Annotated in this window: 15 protein-coding genes; 5 read left to right on the plus strand and 10 right to left on the minus strand. The window is 37.3% G+C overall.

The window, feature by feature from the left end; all coding sequences use genetic code 11:
* Positions 1-8: 8 nt before the first annotated feature.
* The 3 genes from ACEXOE_RS10125 to uvrA form a co-directional block, all read right to left on the minus strand.
* Positions 9-1,247, minus strand: a complete 1,239-nt coding sequence (locus ACEXOE_RS10125) for a hypothetical protein (RefSeq protein WP_394748662.1) — start codon at positions 1,245-1,247, stop codon at positions 9-11.
* A 190-nt stretch (positions 1,248-1,437) separates the two neighbouring features.
* A complete protein-coding gene (locus ACEXOE_RS10130; protein WP_394748663.1) occupies positions 1,438-3,336 on the minus strand; it encodes an outer membrane protein assembly factor BamB family protein in 1,899 nt (632 codons plus the stop codon).
* A 141-nt stretch (positions 3,337-3,477) separates the two neighbouring features.
* Positions 3,478-6,255, minus strand: coding sequence for an excinuclease ABC subunit UvrA (gene uvrA / locus ACEXOE_RS10135; protein WP_394748664.1), 2,778 nt, complete (start codon positions 6,253-6,255; stop codon positions 3,478-3,480).
* Positions 6,256-6,506: 251 nt separating this feature from the next.
* Here uvrA and ACEXOE_RS10140 point away from each other — a divergent pair, with 251 nt between their 5' ends.
* Complete coding sequence (locus tag ACEXOE_RS10140; RefSeq protein ID WP_394748665.1) at positions 6,507-7,088, plus strand: RNA polymerase sigma factor; 582 nt, start codon at positions 6,507-6,509, stop codon at positions 7,086-7,088.
* Between the two features lie 679 nt (positions 7,089-7,767).
* The gene (locus tag ACEXOE_RS10145) at positions 7,768-8,349 is read left to right on the plus strand and encodes a sigma-70 family RNA polymerase sigma factor (protein ID WP_394748666.1); all 582 of its coding nucleotides are present in this window, start codon (positions 7,768-7,770) and stop codon (positions 8,347-8,349) included.
* 230 nt (positions 8,350-8,579) lie between these two features.
* Here ACEXOE_RS10145 and ACEXOE_RS10150 read toward each other — a convergent pair whose 3' ends face one another.
* Positions 8,580-9,242, minus strand: a complete 663-nt coding sequence (locus ACEXOE_RS10150) for an endonuclease III domain-containing protein (protein ID WP_394748667.1) — start codon at positions 9,240-9,242, stop codon at positions 8,580-8,582.
* A 55-nt stretch (positions 9,243-9,297) separates the two neighbouring features.
* Here ACEXOE_RS10150 and bcp point away from each other — a divergent pair, with 55 nt between their 5' ends.
* A complete protein-coding gene (bcp, locus tag ACEXOE_RS10155) occupies positions 9,298-9,750 on the plus strand; it encodes a thioredoxin-dependent thiol peroxidase (protein WP_394748668.1) in 453 nt (150 codons plus the stop codon).
* A gap of 66 nt (positions 9,751-9,816) precedes the next feature.
* On the opposite strand, the gene ACEXOE_RS10160 is transcribed toward bcp, so the two are convergent.
* Positions 9,817-11,271 (minus strand): TonB-dependent receptor, encoded by a 1,455-nt coding sequence (locus ACEXOE_RS10160; protein WP_394748669.1) that lies wholly within the window; start codon positions 11,269-11,271, stop codon positions 9,817-9,819.
* 76 nt (positions 11,272-11,347) lie between these two features.
* Here ACEXOE_RS10160 and ACEXOE_RS10165 point away from each other — a divergent pair, with 76 nt between their 5' ends.
* Positions 11,348-12,121, plus strand: coding sequence for an MBL fold metallo-hydrolase (locus ACEXOE_RS10165; protein WP_394748670.1), 774 nt, complete (start codon positions 11,348-11,350; stop codon positions 12,119-12,121).
* Positions 12,122-12,173: 52 nt separating this feature from the next.
* The gene (locus tag ACEXOE_RS10170; protein WP_394748671.1) at positions 12,174-12,668 is read left to right on the plus strand and encodes a hydrolase; all 495 of its coding nucleotides are present in this window, start codon (positions 12,174-12,176) and stop codon (positions 12,666-12,668) included.
* Here the strand turns inward: ACEXOE_RS10170 and ACEXOE_RS10175 are convergent.
* The 5 genes from ACEXOE_RS10175 to ACEXOE_RS10195 all read right to left on the minus strand — a co-directional run bounded on the left by ACEXOE_RS10175 (position 12,665) and on the right by ACEXOE_RS10195 (position 17,333).
* On the minus strand, positions 12,665-13,327 hold the full coding sequence (locus ACEXOE_RS10175) for an alpha/beta hydrolase (protein WP_394748672.1): 663 nt from the start codon (positions 13,325-13,327) through the stop codon (positions 12,665-12,667). The genes ACEXOE_RS10170 and ACEXOE_RS10175 overlap by 4 nt on opposite strands.
* A 17-nt stretch (positions 13,328-13,344) precedes the next feature.
* Entirely contained in the window at positions 13,345-13,668 is a 324-nt protein-coding gene (locus ACEXOE_RS10180; RefSeq protein WP_394748673.1) for a hypothetical protein, read from the minus strand.
* Between the two features lie 84 nt (positions 13,669-13,752).
* Entirely contained in the window at positions 13,753-14,064 is a 312-nt protein-coding gene (locus ACEXOE_RS10185; RefSeq protein WP_394748674.1) for a hypothetical protein, read from the minus strand.
* 41 nt (positions 14,065-14,105) lie between these two features.
* Positions 14,106-15,359, minus strand: a complete 1,254-nt coding sequence (locus tag ACEXOE_RS10190) for a dihydroorotase (protein WP_394748675.1) — start codon at positions 15,357-15,359, stop codon at positions 14,106-14,108.
* 54 nt (positions 15,360-15,413) lie between these two features.
* Complete coding sequence (locus tag ACEXOE_RS10195) at positions 15,414-17,333, minus strand: BatA domain-containing protein (protein WP_394748676.1); 1,920 nt, start codon at positions 17,331-17,333, stop codon at positions 15,414-15,416.
* Positions 17,334-17,372: the final 39 nt, after the last annotated feature.

The raw sequence follows: 17,372 nt of genomic DNA on the forward strand, positions 1-17,372 counted from the left end.
AACTATCTTTATTGCCGTCTCGTACTTCTACTACTACGGGCTTTACTTCTTGTATTTCTTGAAGGAGCTTTTGTAACACTCCTTTTAGAGGAAGTGCTTCGTGATGCAACACTTCTTTTATTATTGGAACTTCTACTTTTAGAAGTTACGCTTCTTGTCTTATTATTAGAACTCCTACTGCTTGATCTTACCGTTGCATTTCTTCTTTGAGGACTTCTATTCGTACTTACGGAATTTTGACGACCCCGGTTTTGTGATCTTGTTGCCACGCTATTATTAGATCTAGAACTTCTATTCCCGTTGGCAGCTATTGGCCTCCTATTCGTAGTAGATCTAGTAGTCGTAGATCGGGTTGTGGTCTTGGTACGTGTTACAGTACTATTGTTTCGCTGTGCAACCGACCTTCCTCTTGTATTACGAGCTACAGTTCTGTTTCCTCTGGCAACATCACTTCTTCTGGAAACTGTTCTATTGCTTCGTACCGCATCACCTCTTCTGGTAACTGTGCTATTGTTTCTAGCCCTAGTATTACTACGTCTACCATTTTCACGTACGGCTACTCTTCTGTCATTTCTATAAATTTTAGATCTTCTGTTATATCTATTGTAATCGTAATGACGTCCTACTGTGGCATATGCTCGCCTTGTATTATATCTATAAGGTCTATAGTATGTATATCGAACAGGGTTGTAATATCTTCTATATGGTGTTGAATACACATAGCAAAACCCTAAAGCTGGTCTTACAAAATAATTGTGGTACGTATTGAACACATATCTTCTATTAAATCTGTTGATATACCCTCTGTGGTATCTATAATCTCCTCTTCGGTTGTAGTATACATACAATCCACCTACTTGGGAAACTCTACCATTATAATAATTGATGTTTACATCGCCTATTTGGTTTACACGCCCATAGTAGTCATAGTATACGGGAACGTTTTCTATTTGAATTACCGCACCATAATCATCATATTGTACATAGGCATCATAGTTATATCCAGAATTGTAGGAGATACTTGTTCGGCCTAAATTAATATGGGCATTCACACCTGTTGTTCTATCAATGTAAAAATCGAACTCTCCATCTTTATAAACTGAAAACGTAATGCCATTTTCAACAAAAATAAAAGAGTTGTTGTAGTTATAAGCATTGCGTGTTGCAACCTTATCTTCTAGTGTAGCGGCCATGGTAGCACTGCTACCAAAAATCAACGCTGTAAAAAGGAGTACTAAATTTCTCATAGTATAAGGTTTTAAATTTCTGAATGTAACTATTCACATTCGATTAGTATATACCAAACAGCGTGCCAAAAAATAGATAAATTATTTAATTACCTGTAAATCATATAGTTAAAAAAATAAATAAAAGCTTTAAAATGAAAAAAGGCGATACAAAAATTTTTATATCGCCTTTTTCCTGAATTAAAATTGCTTATTTGTAATCAAAAATATGCAATTCCTTACCTTTTGTATATAATACTCTTTTTTCTACTTCATCTACGTGATAATTAGGTTTGTTGTCCAAGAAAGTAAATTTATCCATTTCCTCTCCAGAATCCTTACTTACTTGTGATAAGTATTTTGTGCCTTCTCCATTTTTGGTGAAATAAAAAGCGTAATCTTTGGTTTCTCCAAAGGCATTTAAGCGATTTGGGTTGTACAATGCTTCAGATGCCATTTGACCATAATATCCTGCCGCATGTTGATTTACTCCCTTTTTGGCTTGCTTAAATCCTCCTGTACCTGGGGTATGTACCCCTGTAATGGACTCCGCTACTCCGGAAGTGGCACCAACTCCGGCATTGTATACTCCGGAAACTTGATAAGCCGCTCCAGCCACGGACCCAACCGCAGAAAGGGTATTTAGCCATTTTCTTCCAGATTCTCCCGGTTGCGGGAAATATTGTGTCTTAGATACCTTGCCATCTTTATCTACAATGGCAAACTCCCAAGGGCTGCTCAGGAAGTAATTTCCATTTCGAACTTCCATTAAATTGAAATCTTTGGCCTTCTTTAAGGATAATTTTTGTTTGGTCTCTTTGCCCATGCCTCTATCCGGATTCAGAACATATAAACTCTTACCATCTAAAACAATAAGGTTTTTAGTATCTCCATCATAGGCAATCTTAGTATCCTCATCCGCTCCAAATTTCCAGATAGGCTTTTTTACGCCATCTTTATAATAGGCTATTCTGTAACTGGTAGCAATAATTGCTCCTTCATTATATTCAAAAGAGTCGTAAAGATCGTCCTCACCAACTTCGCTCAGGAATTCGTTGCCGTTGAACTGTGCCTTTTTCCAAAGCTTCTTTCCTTTTTCATCCAGCAACATTTTTCGGGCGCCATAATAAACCATATATCCTTCTGCGTCTTTTTCGATGTCTACAATTCTTCGTTTTTCAAAATCTTTTTTCCATAAAGACTCTCCCGAAGCATAATCATATACATTGCCACCTTTTTCATGTTGAATGAACATCTTGCCATCTACTTCTTGGGTGAACATAAAACCTTTTTCCAATTTAATGGGCTTTTTCCAAAGTTTACTGCCATCTGCTGCACTATAGGCATATACTTTTTCACCAAGCGCTGTTAGTTTGTTCAAATTAGCTGTTAAGGCTGCTCCCATCATAGATCCCAATCCGCCACCTGCGGCTTCTACGAAATAAAAGGTAGACTGATCTGGATTTTGATAAATGGCCCCTGATTTTTGCTTTTCATTGAGCACCACATCGCCAGAAGCTCCATTTAGAATTAAAATATTACTTCCAAGTGTAAAGGCGATTGCATTGTTTTGACCTACGCTAATGTTATCTACCGTTCCTTTTTTGGCAATGGAGATTTCTTTTTCCCATTTCACGGAGTTGGAGGATAATTCTACAAGAAATATCTTGTTCTTAGACTTGTCGTCTGTTTTACATTGAATTAAGTACGATTGCAGTTCGGGAACCATACTAAAGGATTTAATACTTTTATAGTTGTTTTCCTTATCCAATAGTATTTTTCCATCCCTAGTATCGATCAACATATCGGCAACAATGATATAAGGAGAGAAAGGCACCATTTCATAATTGGACTCATCACTTTGGAGAATACCTCCCAATGCAGAGAAACGATCACCGGTTACTTCCCATATCTTGGTTCCTTTTTCAGCATCAATCCCTGCCACGGTTTTCTCGGTCAATACGATCGGTACAGCTGAATATTCATGAAAGAATAGATCTTCGACTTTATAATCGAATCCTAATTTTTTGTCGGCTTCTCGCTGCGAAAAACCCTGAAAGCATGTAAAGCACAATAGTGCCCACGCCAATGGTTTCATTCTTTTGTTCATCTTAAAAATTGGTTTAAATATTTGGGGTTAATTGATTATAACGGCTAAAAACAATGCGTCATTGGGCATTGAACATAGAAAATAACGTACAAGCTCCATTTTTAGTATGGCGACGGAAAAAAAGAAAAAAGCGAAGAAAAACTATAATTTTTCCCGCAAATATGTGGCTGTATGAGATTGTTTGTTTTCGAGAAGGGCTTCAGGAACGCCTTGAAAAATAAGTTGTCCTCCTTTATTACCTCCTTCAATTCCAAGATCAATGATATAGTCGGCACATTTGATCAAATCAATATTATGTTCAATAACAATAATTGAATGTCCCTTGGCGATAAGGGCATTGAAAGAAGTTAATAATTTTTGAATATCGTGAAAATGTAAGCCTGTTGTTGGCTCATCAAAAATAAATAATGCTTTGTCTTTTGAGCTTCCTTTTACCAGAAATGAAGCCAATTTAATACGTTGCGCTTCACCTCCGGAGAGTGTGGAGGAAGATTGCCCTAGCGTGACATAACCCAAGCCCACATCCTGGAGCGGTTTTAATTTGTTTACGATCTTATGCTGAAAATGTGTTTGAAAAAAGTCAATGGCATCATCGATGGTCATATTTAAAACATCATCAATACTTGCGTTTTCAAATTTTACTTCCAATACTTCTTTTTTGAAACGCTTCCCATTGCAGATATCGCATTCTAGATGTACGTTGGCCATAAACTGCATTTCCACCGTAATCTCACCCTCTCCCTTACATTTTTCGCAGCGGCCACCATCTACATTAAAAGAGAAATGTTTGGCTTGATAGGCTCTAAGCTTACTTAATTTTTGGGATGCAAAGAGCGAACGGATATCATCATAGGCTTTAATGTAGGTAACCGGATTGGATCGTGATGATCTGCCTATCGGGTTTTGGTCCACAAATTCTACATGCTTAACATCCTGATATTTTCCTTCTATGGAAGTAAATTGCCCTGCCTTTTCGCCATAGCCTCCCACTTCTTTTAATAAAATCGGATATAGCAATTTCTTGACCAAAGTACTTTTTCCACTTCCAGAAACGCCCGTAATGACCGTTAATACATTTAAGGGAAAAGTAACATCTATATTTTGCAGGTTGTTCTCACGGGCTCCAATAATTTCAATATAGTTTTTAAATGCCCTACGTTTCTCAGGAACTTTTATTTCTTTACTTCCATTTAAATAACTGGCAGTGAGGGAGGAGGATTTCAGAATGTCCCCCATAGTGCCATGGGCTACTACGTTTCCTCCATGAGTGCCCGCTTCGGGACCAATGTCAATGACTTCATCGGCAGCCTTCATGATATCTTCATCGTGTTCCACGACAATCACCGTATTGCCCAAATCCCTTAAGGACTTTAGCACATCGATCAGATTTTCGGTATCCTTAGGATGTAAACCAATGCTGGGCTCATCCAAGATATACATAGAACCCACCAGACTACTTCCTAGGGAAGTCGCTAAATTAATACGTTGGCTTTCCCCTCCGGATAAGGTATTGGATTTTCTGTTTAAGGTGAGGTAACTGAGACCTACTTTATGTAAAAATCCTAGTCTACTTGTAATTTCTTTAAGCAATCTGGACGCAATATGACTATCGTTGTCGTTCAAGCTCATACCCTCAAAGAAGGATAATAGTTCCTCTATGGGAAGTTCCACCAAATCTGAAATGGATTTGCCATCCACTTTTACATAATCGGTTTCTTGTCGAAGTCGTCTTCCCCCGCAGGAATGACATCTTGTTTTACCGCGATAACGGGATAACATCACCCTATTCTGAATCTTATAACTTTTCTCCTCCAGCATTTTGAAAAAGTCATGGATTCCTGTGAATTTGGAATTGCCGTCCCAAACTAATTTTTTCTGATCCTCACTCAATTGGTACCAGGGTTTGTGAATGGGAAAATCAAAAGTATAAGCTACATTGACCAATTGATCTCGGTATGCTCCCATACTTTCGCCCCTCCAGGGAAAAATGGCATTTTCATAAACGGATAAAGCCGTATTGGGAATCACCAAATCTTCGTCTATACCAATAACGTCGCCATAACCTTCGCAGACTGGACAAGCGCCATAAGGATTATTAAAACTGAAGAGGTGTACATTGGGTTCTAAAAAGGACATGCCGTCCAATTCAAAGGTATTGCTGAAGGCAGTTTGAGTATTCGTTGCCATATCTTCGATGATACATTGTCCTTTTCCCTCAAAAAAGGAGGTATCTACGGCATTGGCCAATCGGTTGTAAAAATCCTCATCATCCTTTACAATGATTCGATCTACGACAAGGTCAAAGGTATGTTCCATTGTAGTGATGCTATCATCTATACGAATGATTTCCCCTTTATATTTTATTCTGGCATATCCTTGTTTGGAAAAAAGTTGCAAAGATTTTACGGGATCTCTATCTTTTTTAATAACAATGGGAGCCAGTAACAGGAGTTTGCTTCCTTCCTGAAAGGTTTTTACATGATCAATGACATCTGTAACCGTATGTTTTTTTACCTCGTTTCCGGACACGGGAGATATTGTTCGCCCAATACGGGCAAACAATAATTTTAGATAATCATAGATTTCCGTTGTAGTACCTACTGTGGATCTTGGATTGGTGGAGTTTACTTTTTGCTCAATGGCAATGGCAGGAGCAATACCTTTAATATAATCCACTTTGGGTTTATCTAGTTTCCCCAAAAATTGCCTCGCATAGGAAGAGAGGCTTTCCACATATCTTCTTTGCCCTTCTGCGTACAGTGTATCAAAGGCTAAACTTGACTTTCCAGAACCAGACAATCCAGTAATAACAACCAGCTTATTTCTTGGAATAACAACGTCAATATTCTTTAAATTGTGCAGTTTTGCACCTTTGATAATAATATTTTCTTTGGGGTTTACATCTAAAATAGTGGACATGCTCGTATTTAAGAATGCAAAGATACAATTTGTGTATTTTAAAATCCAAAATTGATCATTCAACGTTTTAAGTGATCAATATGTCGGATTAGTTTTTTTGATACTATAATATTTTTTTTATATTTGAATCGTAACTAAAAGTTAAAAAAGCCTATAAGGAGACAATTACTTTAATTAAAATTAGCCTAATAACTAGCAGGCCCCTCTACAGAGAAAGGGTCACTAATTTTAACCAAAAAAAAGTAATTGTTATGGAAGTAAAGATTAACGACTCGTTACTGATTAAAGACTACATGAAGGGTAATGAAAAAGCCCTTGAAATCCTCATCAATAAACACAATCAGCGTATTACAAGCTTTATCTATTCAAAAGTAGCGGATAGGGATATCGCCGATGATATTTTTCAAGACACTTTTATTAAAGTCATTAGAACCTTAAAAAGAGGTTCCTATAGTGAAGAAGGTAAATTTTTACCATGGGTAATGCGAATCGCACATAACCTGATTATAGATTATTATAGAAAGAATAAAAGAATGCCTTTATTTGAAGGAAGTGATGATTTCAATATCTTTTCCATTATTGGGGATGAAAAATTGAATGCGGAAGGTCAAATTATAAAAGATCAGATCGATTGTGATCTTGGTGTCTTGATTCAAGAATTACCCGAAGATCAGAAAGAAGTATTGATTATGCGTATCTACAAAGATATGAGCTTTAAGGAAATATCGGAGAATACAGGAGTGAGTATCAATACCGCATTGGGAAGAATGCGTTATGCATTGATCAACCTCAGGAAGATTATTGATAAGCATAATATCATTTTAACGAATTAATCTGCAACAGGTCGAGTAGAATTACGATTTCCATACTAGTGCCGTTATCTTACCATAACAATACATCATAACTATGGAAAAAATTTACTCTGAAAGACCGAATGTTTGTAAGATTATGAAAACCCGCTCAACAACTGTACAATTTTTGTTGAACTATTCTAAATCCTTGGAAGTAGTAGATTATAATGGTATGAAATTCGAAAGCAATAAAAATTGATTTGTACGTTTGATCGTTCAATATTTTATGATATGATTGCAAAGGCCCAAGACATCTTGGGCCTTTGTCTTTTCTATAGTATGCTGAAAATGAAGTGGAGCCCTAAACTTTAATTCTTCGCACAAAACACAATTCTTGTACTAAAAAGCGGTCAATGACCATATTTTTGCGGTTTATAGGTCCACCTACGGATTACTTTTCCGGGGTGTATACTTCAAATATGGATCAGTTCTTTTTTCGCTCAGAAATAAAAAACAAGCGTTCACATCACAAAAAAGGGCTTTGACAACAATGTTTTTTTCAAAATGCCTCTTTTATATAGTTTTATCTCAGATTAAGAAAAAGAAATACGCCCTTAAAGCGAACCTCTTTTAAAAACAAAAAACCAAAAAAAGTAATTTCTGGACCACGATAAATATAGTGGGAAAGAGCCCCTAATCTTAACCAAAAAAAAGCATTCGTATGAAATTTCAAATTGATGATTCGGCATTAGTAAAAGATTATATCAATGGAAATGAAAGAGCCCTAGAGGTTTTGATCAACCGACACAACCAACGTATTTCAAGTTTTATTTATTCAAAAGTATTGAACAGAGATATCACAGAAGATATTTTCCAAGACACTTTTATCAAAGTAATTAGGACGTTAAAAAGAGGTTCTTATAGTGAAGAAGGTAAATTTTTACCATGGGTAATGCGTATTGCACACAACCTGATTATTGATCATTTTAGAAAGAACAAGAGAATGCCCATGTTTGAAGGGAATGATGATTTCAACATTTTTTCTGTCATCAGTGATAATAAGTTGAACGCAGAAAAGCAGATTATCAAAGACCAGATTGATAGCGATTTGAGTTTATTGATCGAAGAATTACCAGATGATCAACGAGAAGTGCTTTTAATGCGTATCTATAAAGACATGAGTTTTAAAGAAATCTCCGAAAATACAGGAGTGAGTATCAATACAGCATTGGGAAGAATGCGCTACGCATTGATCAATCTTAGAAAGATTATTGACAAACATAACATAGTTTTAACAAACTAAAACCGCTGAAATACCTCTAAAAAGCAATATTTCCATTTTACTTGCGTTATGCTTACATAACAATATTATTATATGGAAAAAATTTACTTCGAGGAACAGAACAATTGCGAGCTCGTAAAAACTTGTCCATCTACAATTCAATTTTTATTGAATTACTCGAAATCAATACAAATGATTTCGTATAAGGAGTTCAAGTTCGAGAATTGCTTAAACTAACAAAAAAAGACCCCTTAGCGGGTCTTTTTTGTTTTATGGTATTCCTCCAATACTTTTTTACGGCCTATGGTATTGGTAATAATGTCTTTATCCAGGTCCCAGCCTCGTGCAGGAGAATAATCCCGTCCGTACCAGATAATCTGTAGATGCAAATCGTTCCATTTTTCTTTGGGAAACAACCTTTTCGCATCCTTTTCCGTTTGCACTACATTTTTCCCATTGGTAAATCCCCAGCGATACATTAAACGATGAATGTGGGTGTCTACAGGAAAGGCAGGTATGCCAAAAGCCTGCGAAACCACTACACTGGCCGTTTTATGTCCTACGGCAGGAAATTCTTCCAACAATTTAATATCGGAAGGTACCACACCATTGTATTTTTCGATCAACATTTTGGATAATCCATGAATGCCTTTGGATTTCATGGGGGATAATCCCACAGGCCTTATAATATCCCGTATTTCGTCAACAGAAAGTTTTACCATATCGTAGGGGTTGTCGGCCGCCGCAAATAATAAAGGCGTTATTTTATTCACCCGTACATCGGTGCTCTGAGCAGATAGTAAAACGGCTACTAATAGGGTATAGGGGTCTTTATGGTCCAAGGGGACAGGGATTGTAGGGTAGAGTTCCTCCAGGGTTTTTATTGTAAAGGCAACCTTTTCGGCTTTCGTCATTTTTTATGTAGTTTTACTCGGAAAATTTAAAACACGAATTTAACTAAAATTGACTATGAATACCTTAAAAATTGGAGACAAAGTACCTTCATTTTCTGTAAAAGATCAAGATGGAAATACGGTTACACTTTCAGACTATCAAGGAAAAAAATTGGTAGTATTCTTTTACCCAAAAGCAAATACTCCCGGATGTACTGCGGAAGCCTGTAATCTTAGGGATAATTATGCGGCCTTACAAGCCGAAGGCTATGAACTTTTGGGAGTAAGCGCTGATTCGGAAAAAAAACAATCCAACTTCAGAAATAAGTTTGAATTCCCTTTTCCGCTTTTAGCGGATGAAGACCATACGGTAATTAACACCTTTGGTGTATGGGGACCCAAAAAATTCATGGGGAGGGAATATGATGGCATTCATAGAATGACATTTATTATTGATGAAGAAGGAGTGGTGAGCAATGTTATTGCTAAAGTGAAGACAAAAGATCATGCCGCACAAATATTGTCTTAAGTTCTAGATAATAGCTACAAAAAAAGGCCGCAATCGAGATTGCGGCCTTTTTTGTTACTTACGCTTTTACTTCTTAAGTTCTTCGGTTAATTTTCTGGTAAAGAGCTTTTTATCTTTTATGATTTCCGCAATTCCTTCGGGTAGCATATGTTCCCAACCATCTTCTCCGTTGGTTATTTTCTTCAATACATCTCTAGAAAAAACATGCATAATTTCAGGATCATAATCAATAATGTCCATTACTTTCCCATTGTATTTAAAGAATTTATACAATTCTTTCATTCTCGGATGGACTTTTACATTATTACTGGTCATGATTTGCCCGGTCTCTGCGTTTTTCATGGGGTAGAGGTATACCTTTAAATCTTTAAAGAACAATTTTCCAAAGGCCTCTAATATTCCACCGCTCAAATGGCGGTAATATTTTTCATCAAATACGTCAACCAAATTATTAACACCCATGGTGAGTCCTATTTTGGCTTTCGTATAATTACTGAGGTATTCTACTAGTTTATAGTACTCTTGGAACTTAGAGATCATTACGGTATGTCCTAGGGAACAAAGCAATTCCGCACGATCCATAAAATCTTGTTCGTCAATTTCCCCTGAGGCCTTTAGATTGGCCAAAGTAATTTCGAAAACAACAATAGTATTTTCCTCTTCCACATTTTGTTCCCGAATCAAAATTTCATAAGATTTCTGGAACATATCCATATTCACCTTGGTTACTGGTCTAAAACTCCCCCGCAATGCCAAGATGTTCTTTTTATACAAAATTGCAGCCGGTAATAAGTTGTTCCCATCAGGACCAAACATTACGGCATCCGTCATATCGTTTTTGATCAAATCCAAACTGATCAAACGGTTATCCACATTTTTAAAATTGGGGCCAGAGAAGTTGATCATATCGATTTCTATGGTATCCTTGTCTATATGATCGTACAAATAGCGCAATAACTTTCTAGGCTTATCGTGTTTGTAGAAAGCGCCATAGATAAGATTGACTCCTACAATTCCCAGGGTTTCCTGCTGTAAACGCGCTTCATTTTGTTTGAATCGGATATGGATGATAATTTCATCAAATTCTTTTTGATGAGGGTCCAATTGAAAACGTATTCCCAGCCATCCGTGACCTTTATATCGCTTTGAAAAATCAATGGTAGCTACAGTATTGGCATAGGAAAAAAAGAGTTTATTTGGATTCTTTTCCCGACTGATACGCTCTTCCATCAGGTGCATTTCATGCGCCAACATTCTTTTTAGCCTGGGTTGGGTAACATAACGGCCATCCTGTTCAACCCCATAAATGGCATCACTAAAATCCTTGTCGTAGGCACTCATGGCTTTTGCTATGGTTCCCGAAGCACCACCAGATCTAAAAAAATGCCGAGCCGTTTCTTGCCCAGCACCAATTTCTGCAAAGGTTCCGTAGATGTCTGGATTCAAATTTATTCTTAAGGTTTTGGCCTTAATGGAAGGTACATTTTCAAATGCAATATTGTTTTTCGAAACAGAAGCCATTCTATATGTTTTGCGTATAACAAAGTTAACAAGATCATCGAATTTATTAAATAAATAAGTTATAATTTTGAAATTAATGAAGAATAGATTGAAGATTACTTTTTTAGGCACGGGTACCTCTCAGGGAATTCCAATAATTGGGAGCACGCATCCGGTCTGTTTAAGTAAAAACCCTAAAGATAAAAGACTTCGTGTGTCGGTAATGGTGAATTGGGATACCTATTGTTACGTTATAGATTGCGGTCCCGATTTTAGACAACAGATGTTAACACACGATGTTGCGCAATTGGATGGGATTCTATTTACGCATGAGCATTCGGATCATACTGCGGGGATAGACGATATAAGACCCTTTTTCTTTAAACAGGGAAATATCCCCATCTATGCCCATGAAAGGGTAATTGGTGCACTGGAAAGAAGGTTTGATTATATTTTTGCAACCACCAATAAATATCCAGGCGCGCCAGGGGTTGAGATTCATAAAATCAATAGTACTCCTTTTGCCATAGGAAACACCATGGCGATACCTATAGAGGCGTATCACGGAAGCCTTCCCGTACTTGGTTTTCGAATCAAAGGTTTTGTATACTTAACAGATGTGAAGACTGTGCCTGAGGAAGAAATGGTAAAACTTCATGATGTAGATGTATTAGTAGTCAATGCATTGCGGGAAGAAGTGCACCAAACCCATTTTAATTTGGAAGAAGCCCTTGCCTTTGTTGAAAAAGTACAGCCTAAAAAGGCATATTTCACGCACATTAGTCATATGCTGGGATTTCATGACGAAGTGGAAAAAAAGTTGCCAAAAAATGTGCATTTGGCGTACGATAATCTGGTCTTGACCGTTTGATTTAGAAAGAGGTAAAAACGCCTCCTTATTGTTAAATTTAAATAAAGTTTCATTGAAAAATAGATTGTTTATATACCTTTTCGTTTTCGCCGCATTGATTGCCTTATATCAATTTGTTAGTACGGGAAAAATGGTAAAGGATAAAGATGCTAAGGTAGCAACCTTAACATCTGAAGTAACCCAACTGCAGGACTCTGTACAGAAATTACAATTGAAAGTATTGGATATGCAATATTTTTCCTTGGAAAACAACGACGATGCCCTGGTGTATTATGAGCATTTGAATCTTGAAAATCCTTCCTCCTATATTGCAGATAAGCTATTGGAAACCAATGAGTCAAGAGGAGACAACCCATTGATTCCCTATGAAGGGATGCAAAGCGATTTCAAATTAAATAAGATTAAAGTACTAAATCATAAGTGGATCTTGGCCGACTTTTCAGATGGAAAATATTGGGGAGAAGTGGTTATACGCTATGAATTAAATGATGATTTGGGCGTAGAATTTCAATTGGTGGATCATTTACTGTATACTAGAAGCAATTAAATTTTTTGCTCCAACCACGTTTTAAAGGCGTAGAAGTTTTGGGGAGAAACACCGTGGCCTATAGGAAACTCCTGATAGTCATGTGAAATACCTAAACTTTTGAGCAGGCCGGGAGCTCTTTGCGCCCATTGCAATGGGATAACATCATCCATAGTACCGTGGGATGTATATACGGCAAGTTTGCGATGATCTTTTTCCTTGTAACCTTCCGTAAGAATGCCTTCGAGAACATAACCGCTTAAGGCAATTACATTTTTAATTTTTTCTGGAAAAGATAAGGCTAGGGCATAACTCAAAATAGCGCCTTGGCTAAACCCTAGGATACTTACATTTTCCTCGTCCAAGCCATAGGTATTACAGGCTTCGACAATGAAATTCCCAATGGCATCCCTAGATTCGGCAGCTTGCTTTTCATCGCTCCATTTGCCATCGGTGGAATCAAAATTAATGGAATACCATGCATAGGCATTGGGAACCATAATATTATGGGGAGCCCTTACAGCAATAATGCATAATTGTTCGGGCAATTCCGCAGCAAAAGAAAACAAATCCTCTTCGTTACTTCCATAGCCATGAAACAGAAACAAGACAGGAGGTTTGTCGTCTTGAAATTTTGATGGCCTTATAATATGATATAGCGAGAGGTCTTTTGTTTGCATAAATTACAGTATAAAAATTAGCTTACAAATGTAAACCATTTTTGAAAGTACGGACCCAAAACAGGAACGGATTGTTTTTTCCCATTAATGGCCCCTAAAAACCCATAAAACCATAAGGTGATATAGAAAACATACAAGCCTATCCAAGCGTATTCATTGAACCATTTGCTTAAGAAAAGTGCAAAACCTAAAAAAATAAGGTGTAAACCAAATGCCTGACGAATATGAAAGCGGGCAAAGGGGTTTTTTGGCTCTAAATTCATGGTAAGGGCGATCAAAGCCCCAACAAGGGTAAGATATGCCACTATAGCCGTAGTTTTCCCTTCCTTAACAGTGTCCATAGTTTTAAATTTGTTGCAAGGTATACAATTTTGCAAAAAAAAAGAGGCCCAAAGAAGGACCTCTTTTCAAAAAATATAATGACGTTATCCAATGGTGCCAATAACGGGTAGGGGCTCATCTTTTAAGTTTATGGCATTGACGACGCCAAGAATCATAAAAACAAGAATCCCTAAAGAAATAATACTGGAAATGAACCATAAGCCAGAGGGTAGAAACCAATTAAGTACATAGTTTGCAGCCCCTAAAATGGCAATGCGGACAGATTGTCCAATATGAAATTGTGCGAAGGCATTATTCTTAGAATTGTTCATAATAAATGCAATGAGTAATCCAATGACCGTGATGTAACTGATAATAGCCATTGTTTTACCTTCTTCTTTTACTTGTTGATCCATAATTATTGTTGTTTAGGTGAGTTACTATAACTTAAAAATGTTCAGATCAGTATTTGGTCATTACAAATAACGCCGTAGACCATCCCTTTCATTTTTTTGCCGTGGTACATGGTATTCAAGGAAGTAGAGGAACTGTTTTCACGACTTAACATAAACTCTTCCTCTGCGTTGAAAAGTGTGAAACATGCCCTTTCCCCTTCTTTGATTTTTGGAACCTTCAATTGGTAACGCTCTCGTCCTTGGGTGAGGAGTTCCACGGCTTTGACCATACCAAATATTTGATTTAGAACGCCGAAGGTACTTTCCAAACCTATAGCGCCATAAGCGGCATTATCAAATTCCACACGCTTTTGTTCTATATCAATGGGCGTGTGATCGGAAGTGACGAAATCTATAGTGCCATTCTCAACCCCTTTAATTAAAGCGCTAATATCCTTACGTGACCGTAAAGGAGGCATTACCTTATAATTAGTATCAAATTCGCTTAGGACATCATCTGTAAACCACAGATTGTGCACGGGCACGCTACAACTAACATCCAATCCTTTCTTTTTGGCCGTGGCAATTAGTTTTACCGAATTGGCCGTTGAAATCGTGGGGATGTGTAATTTTCCTCCGGTATATTCAAGAATAAACAAATCTCTGGCAATTTGCAATTCTTCGGCCAATGGGGGAATACCTTTTAATCCCAATTTTGTGGAAGCAATTCCCTCATGTACCATTCCTTTTCCCGAAATTTTGGTGTCAATGGGGAACGAATGCACCAAGCCATCAAAGCTTTGGGAATACTGTAAAGCAATTTTCAGGAGGTTGGAGTTGTCTATGGACTTTTTATGATCATAAAACCCTACAGCACCGGCATTTTGCATATCATAAAGTTCTGCAAGATCTTTTCCTTCAGCTTTTAGGGTTAAAGTTCCCAAGGGATGTAACCTACTTACACTGTTCTTTGCCGCATTTTTAAGGAAGACCACGGTAGCACTATTATCGGGTACCGGGAAGGTATTGGGATTTAAAACAATATCCGTAAAACCACTTTGGGCCGCTACTTTGAGACCATTGGCAATAGTTTCTCTTTCTTCGTAGCCAGGCTCTCCAAAACTTACACTACTGTCAAACCAACCCACGGAAACACAAAGCCCCTTGATATCGATGATTCTCGTTTTTGCGGGAGCTTCAATTTTAGCGGCTATTTTGTGAACAATTCCATTTTTAATTAAAATGTCTCGCTTTTTTAGATGAAGGCTCTTAAGGGAACTATCTATGATTTTTGCAGACTTTACAAGTATGTTCATGATCTTAGGTTATGGCTTTTCCTCTATATAATTCGTATCAATCTTAGCAAGGTGCTATTTCAACACTTTCTGAATCAAAACTTCAATAAGCGCGAAAACTATGGCAAAAATAATAAACCATTTCCAGAGCTCGTTTATTTTATTGTCTTGCCTCATTTTTTCAAAAAGTGCTGTAATGGTTCCTTGTTGTATGCTATTGGGATTATCCTCCAATGGTAGGTACCTAAGATCGCTTTCTGCTCTTGGGTGATTGAAACTTATATTTTTCACACGTTCTTCCCCATTTGCTATGCTATAAATACCATCGTTTTCCAAGTTTTCATCGAAAGTCAAACGTACTTTGTTTGAGAAAGATTGCTGCTGGGGAATCAATTCATAACCTGAGGTAACCAGTTTTAGGATGTTATCTTTCTCCAAGGAAATAGGCACGTCTATAACCGTTGAAGTTCCCAAATTCTCATAGGGTCTGGATAATTTAAGACTATTGATACCAATGGTATAGAATGTTGGAACAATGAGCGGGGAATTCTTGAAATTGGAATTTTCTGCCCTAATGGGAGCGGTAAACAGATAAACACCATTGGACCCTAGTAAAAAGGGAGCGCTATCTTCAAAGGATAAAACAGATGCAGCCCTTGTTTGGGCCTTAAAATATTGACTCACCGTAGGGTATTGAAAATTCTCCACTTTTTTTTCAAAGACATTCTTAAAGAGGGGATGGGAAAAAGCAATGGAAGCAATATTACGTTTGCTATCAATACGTTGTGTAAACGTGGTTTGAAAGGTGGACAGAAGTTGGTTGTAATTGGCTAAATCACTATCACTGGCAGGTACAATGATCACACTTCCTCCATTGGCTATAAACGAACGCAACGCATTCTGCAGTGCATTTGGGATTTGAGTAAGTTCATTTAACACAATCAAATTTTGACTATCCAGAAGACTGTAATTTAGGCTTTGCAATGGAGTGGTGGTCAATTGAAATTCATCTTCTGTAAAAATACGACCAAGATACTCATCGTCTCCACCCCGTACAGCCAATACATTGATTTTTTCTTTTTCATTGATGTTGAAGAAAAGCTGATTGTCATAGGGTAAACCCGTATCCGTAATCTCTATTTTTCCGTTGATAATTTCATTGATCGGTAATGAAAACATTACCTCTGCGATTCTATTTTCATTAAAAACGGCCGCTGTTTTGGCGATTAGTTGATCCCCATTATACAGGGAAACAGGAGTAGATTCTATGGTGGCATTCGTAGATAACAAAGTGGTTAATTCCATATTTTGAAGTCCAACATACTCCACATAAGCGGTGTCAATGGCGATGTTCTCATTTACATCTGGAAGCATCTGTGCCCAATGCTCTACCATAGTAGTTGTAGAATCGATGAATTCGGATTGTAAACGTTGTTGAAAATCAGAAATGAGAACAAGATTTTGGATAGTATTTTCCCTGGAATCAAAAAGAGTCTTGGCTTTTAGCCGAATTTCATCCAAACGCAATTGTTTTGGAGTTGGCGTTAATTTTAAAAGGTCGTTTTGTATATCCTTTATGGTCCTATTTCTAAAAACTTGCTCATTGGTAAATAAACTAAAAGTCTCCTCTTTTGGAACTACCTTTATGATATCCTGTATTGCATTTTGGAATAGGGAACCGTTTCCGGTTTTAGCCTGCATACTGAAAGAATCATCCAAATAAATGACCGTTTCTTTTGCTGATAATGCTGTTTCCTTGGCAAAAAATGGTTGGGCAAAGGCAAGAATCAAGGCCGCAAATAATAGAAGCCGCGTCATCAATAAAAGCCATTTTTTTAGGGTATTGCTCTTGCGCGATTCGGCAACAACCCTTTCCAGAAGTTTTACATTGGTAAATGCCGTTTTCTTAAACCTTCGAAGTTGAAAAAGATGAATGATAATAGGGATGAGTAGTAGAAATAGTGCCCACAGGAGTTCCGGATATTTAAACTGCATTCCCAAATTTTAATTTGCCAAATATAACAAAACTAATCT

The sequence above is a fragment of the Spongiimicrobium salis genome (assembly GCF_043678055.1).
Classification (GTDB): domain Bacteria; phylum Bacteroidota; class Bacteroidia; order Flavobacteriales; family Flavobacteriaceae; genus Spongiimicrobium; species Spongiimicrobium salis.

Excerpts from the sequence above, each read along its gene's own strand:
- ACEXOE_RS10160 (WP_394748669.1), bottom strand. The coding sequence starts at position 11,271 with ATGGCTTCTGTTTCGAAAAACAATATTGCATTTGAAAATGTACCTTCC.
- ACEXOE_RS10190 (WP_394748675.1), bottom strand. The coding sequence starts at position 15,359 with ATGAACATACTTGTAAAGTCTGCAAAAATCATAGATAGTTCCCTTAAG.
- ACEXOE_RS10150 (WP_394748667.1), bottom strand. The coding sequence starts at position 9,242 with ATGACGAAAGCCGAAAAGGTTGCCTTTACAATAAAAACCCTGGAGGAA.
- ACEXOE_RS10130 (WP_394748663.1), bottom strand. The coding sequence starts at position 3,336 with ATGAACAAAAGAATGAAACCATTGGCGTGGGCACTATTGTGCTTTACA.
- ACEXOE_RS10140 (WP_394748665.1), top strand. The coding sequence starts at position 6,507 with ATGGAAGTAAAGATTAACGACTCGTTACTGATTAAAGACTACATGAAG.
- ACEXOE_RS10145 (WP_394748666.1), top strand. The coding sequence starts at position 7,768 with ATGAAATTTCAAATTGATGATTCGGCATTAGTAAAAGATTATATCAAT.
- uvrA (WP_394748664.1), bottom strand. The coding sequence starts at position 6,255 with ATGTCCACTATTTTAGATGTAAACCCCAAAGAAAATATTATTATCAAA.
- ACEXOE_RS10175 (WP_394748672.1), bottom strand. The coding sequence starts at position 13,327 with ATGCAAACAAAAGACCTCTCGCTATATCATATTATAAGGCCATCAAAA.
- ACEXOE_RS10185 (WP_394748674.1), bottom strand. The coding sequence starts at position 14,064 with ATGGATCAACAAGTAAAAGAAGAAGGTAAAACAATGGCTATTATCAGT.
- ACEXOE_RS10195 (WP_394748676.1), bottom strand. The coding sequence starts at position 17,333 with ATGCAGTTTAAATATCCGGAACTCCTGTGGGCACTATTTCTACTACTC.
- ACEXOE_RS10125 (WP_394748662.1), bottom strand. The coding sequence starts at position 1,247 with ATGAGAAATTTAGTACTCCTTTTTACAGCGTTGATTTTTGGTAGCAGT.
- bcp (WP_394748668.1), top strand. The coding sequence starts at position 9,298 with ATGAATACCTTAAAAATTGGAGACAAAGTACCTTCATTTTCTGTAAAA.
- ACEXOE_RS10165 (WP_394748670.1), top strand. The coding sequence starts at position 11,348 with ATGAAGAATAGATTGAAGATTACTTTTTTAGGCACGGGTACCTCTCAG.
- ACEXOE_RS10180 (WP_394748673.1), bottom strand. The coding sequence starts at position 13,668 with ATGGACACTGTTAAGGAAGGGAAAACTACGGCTATAGTGGCATATCTT.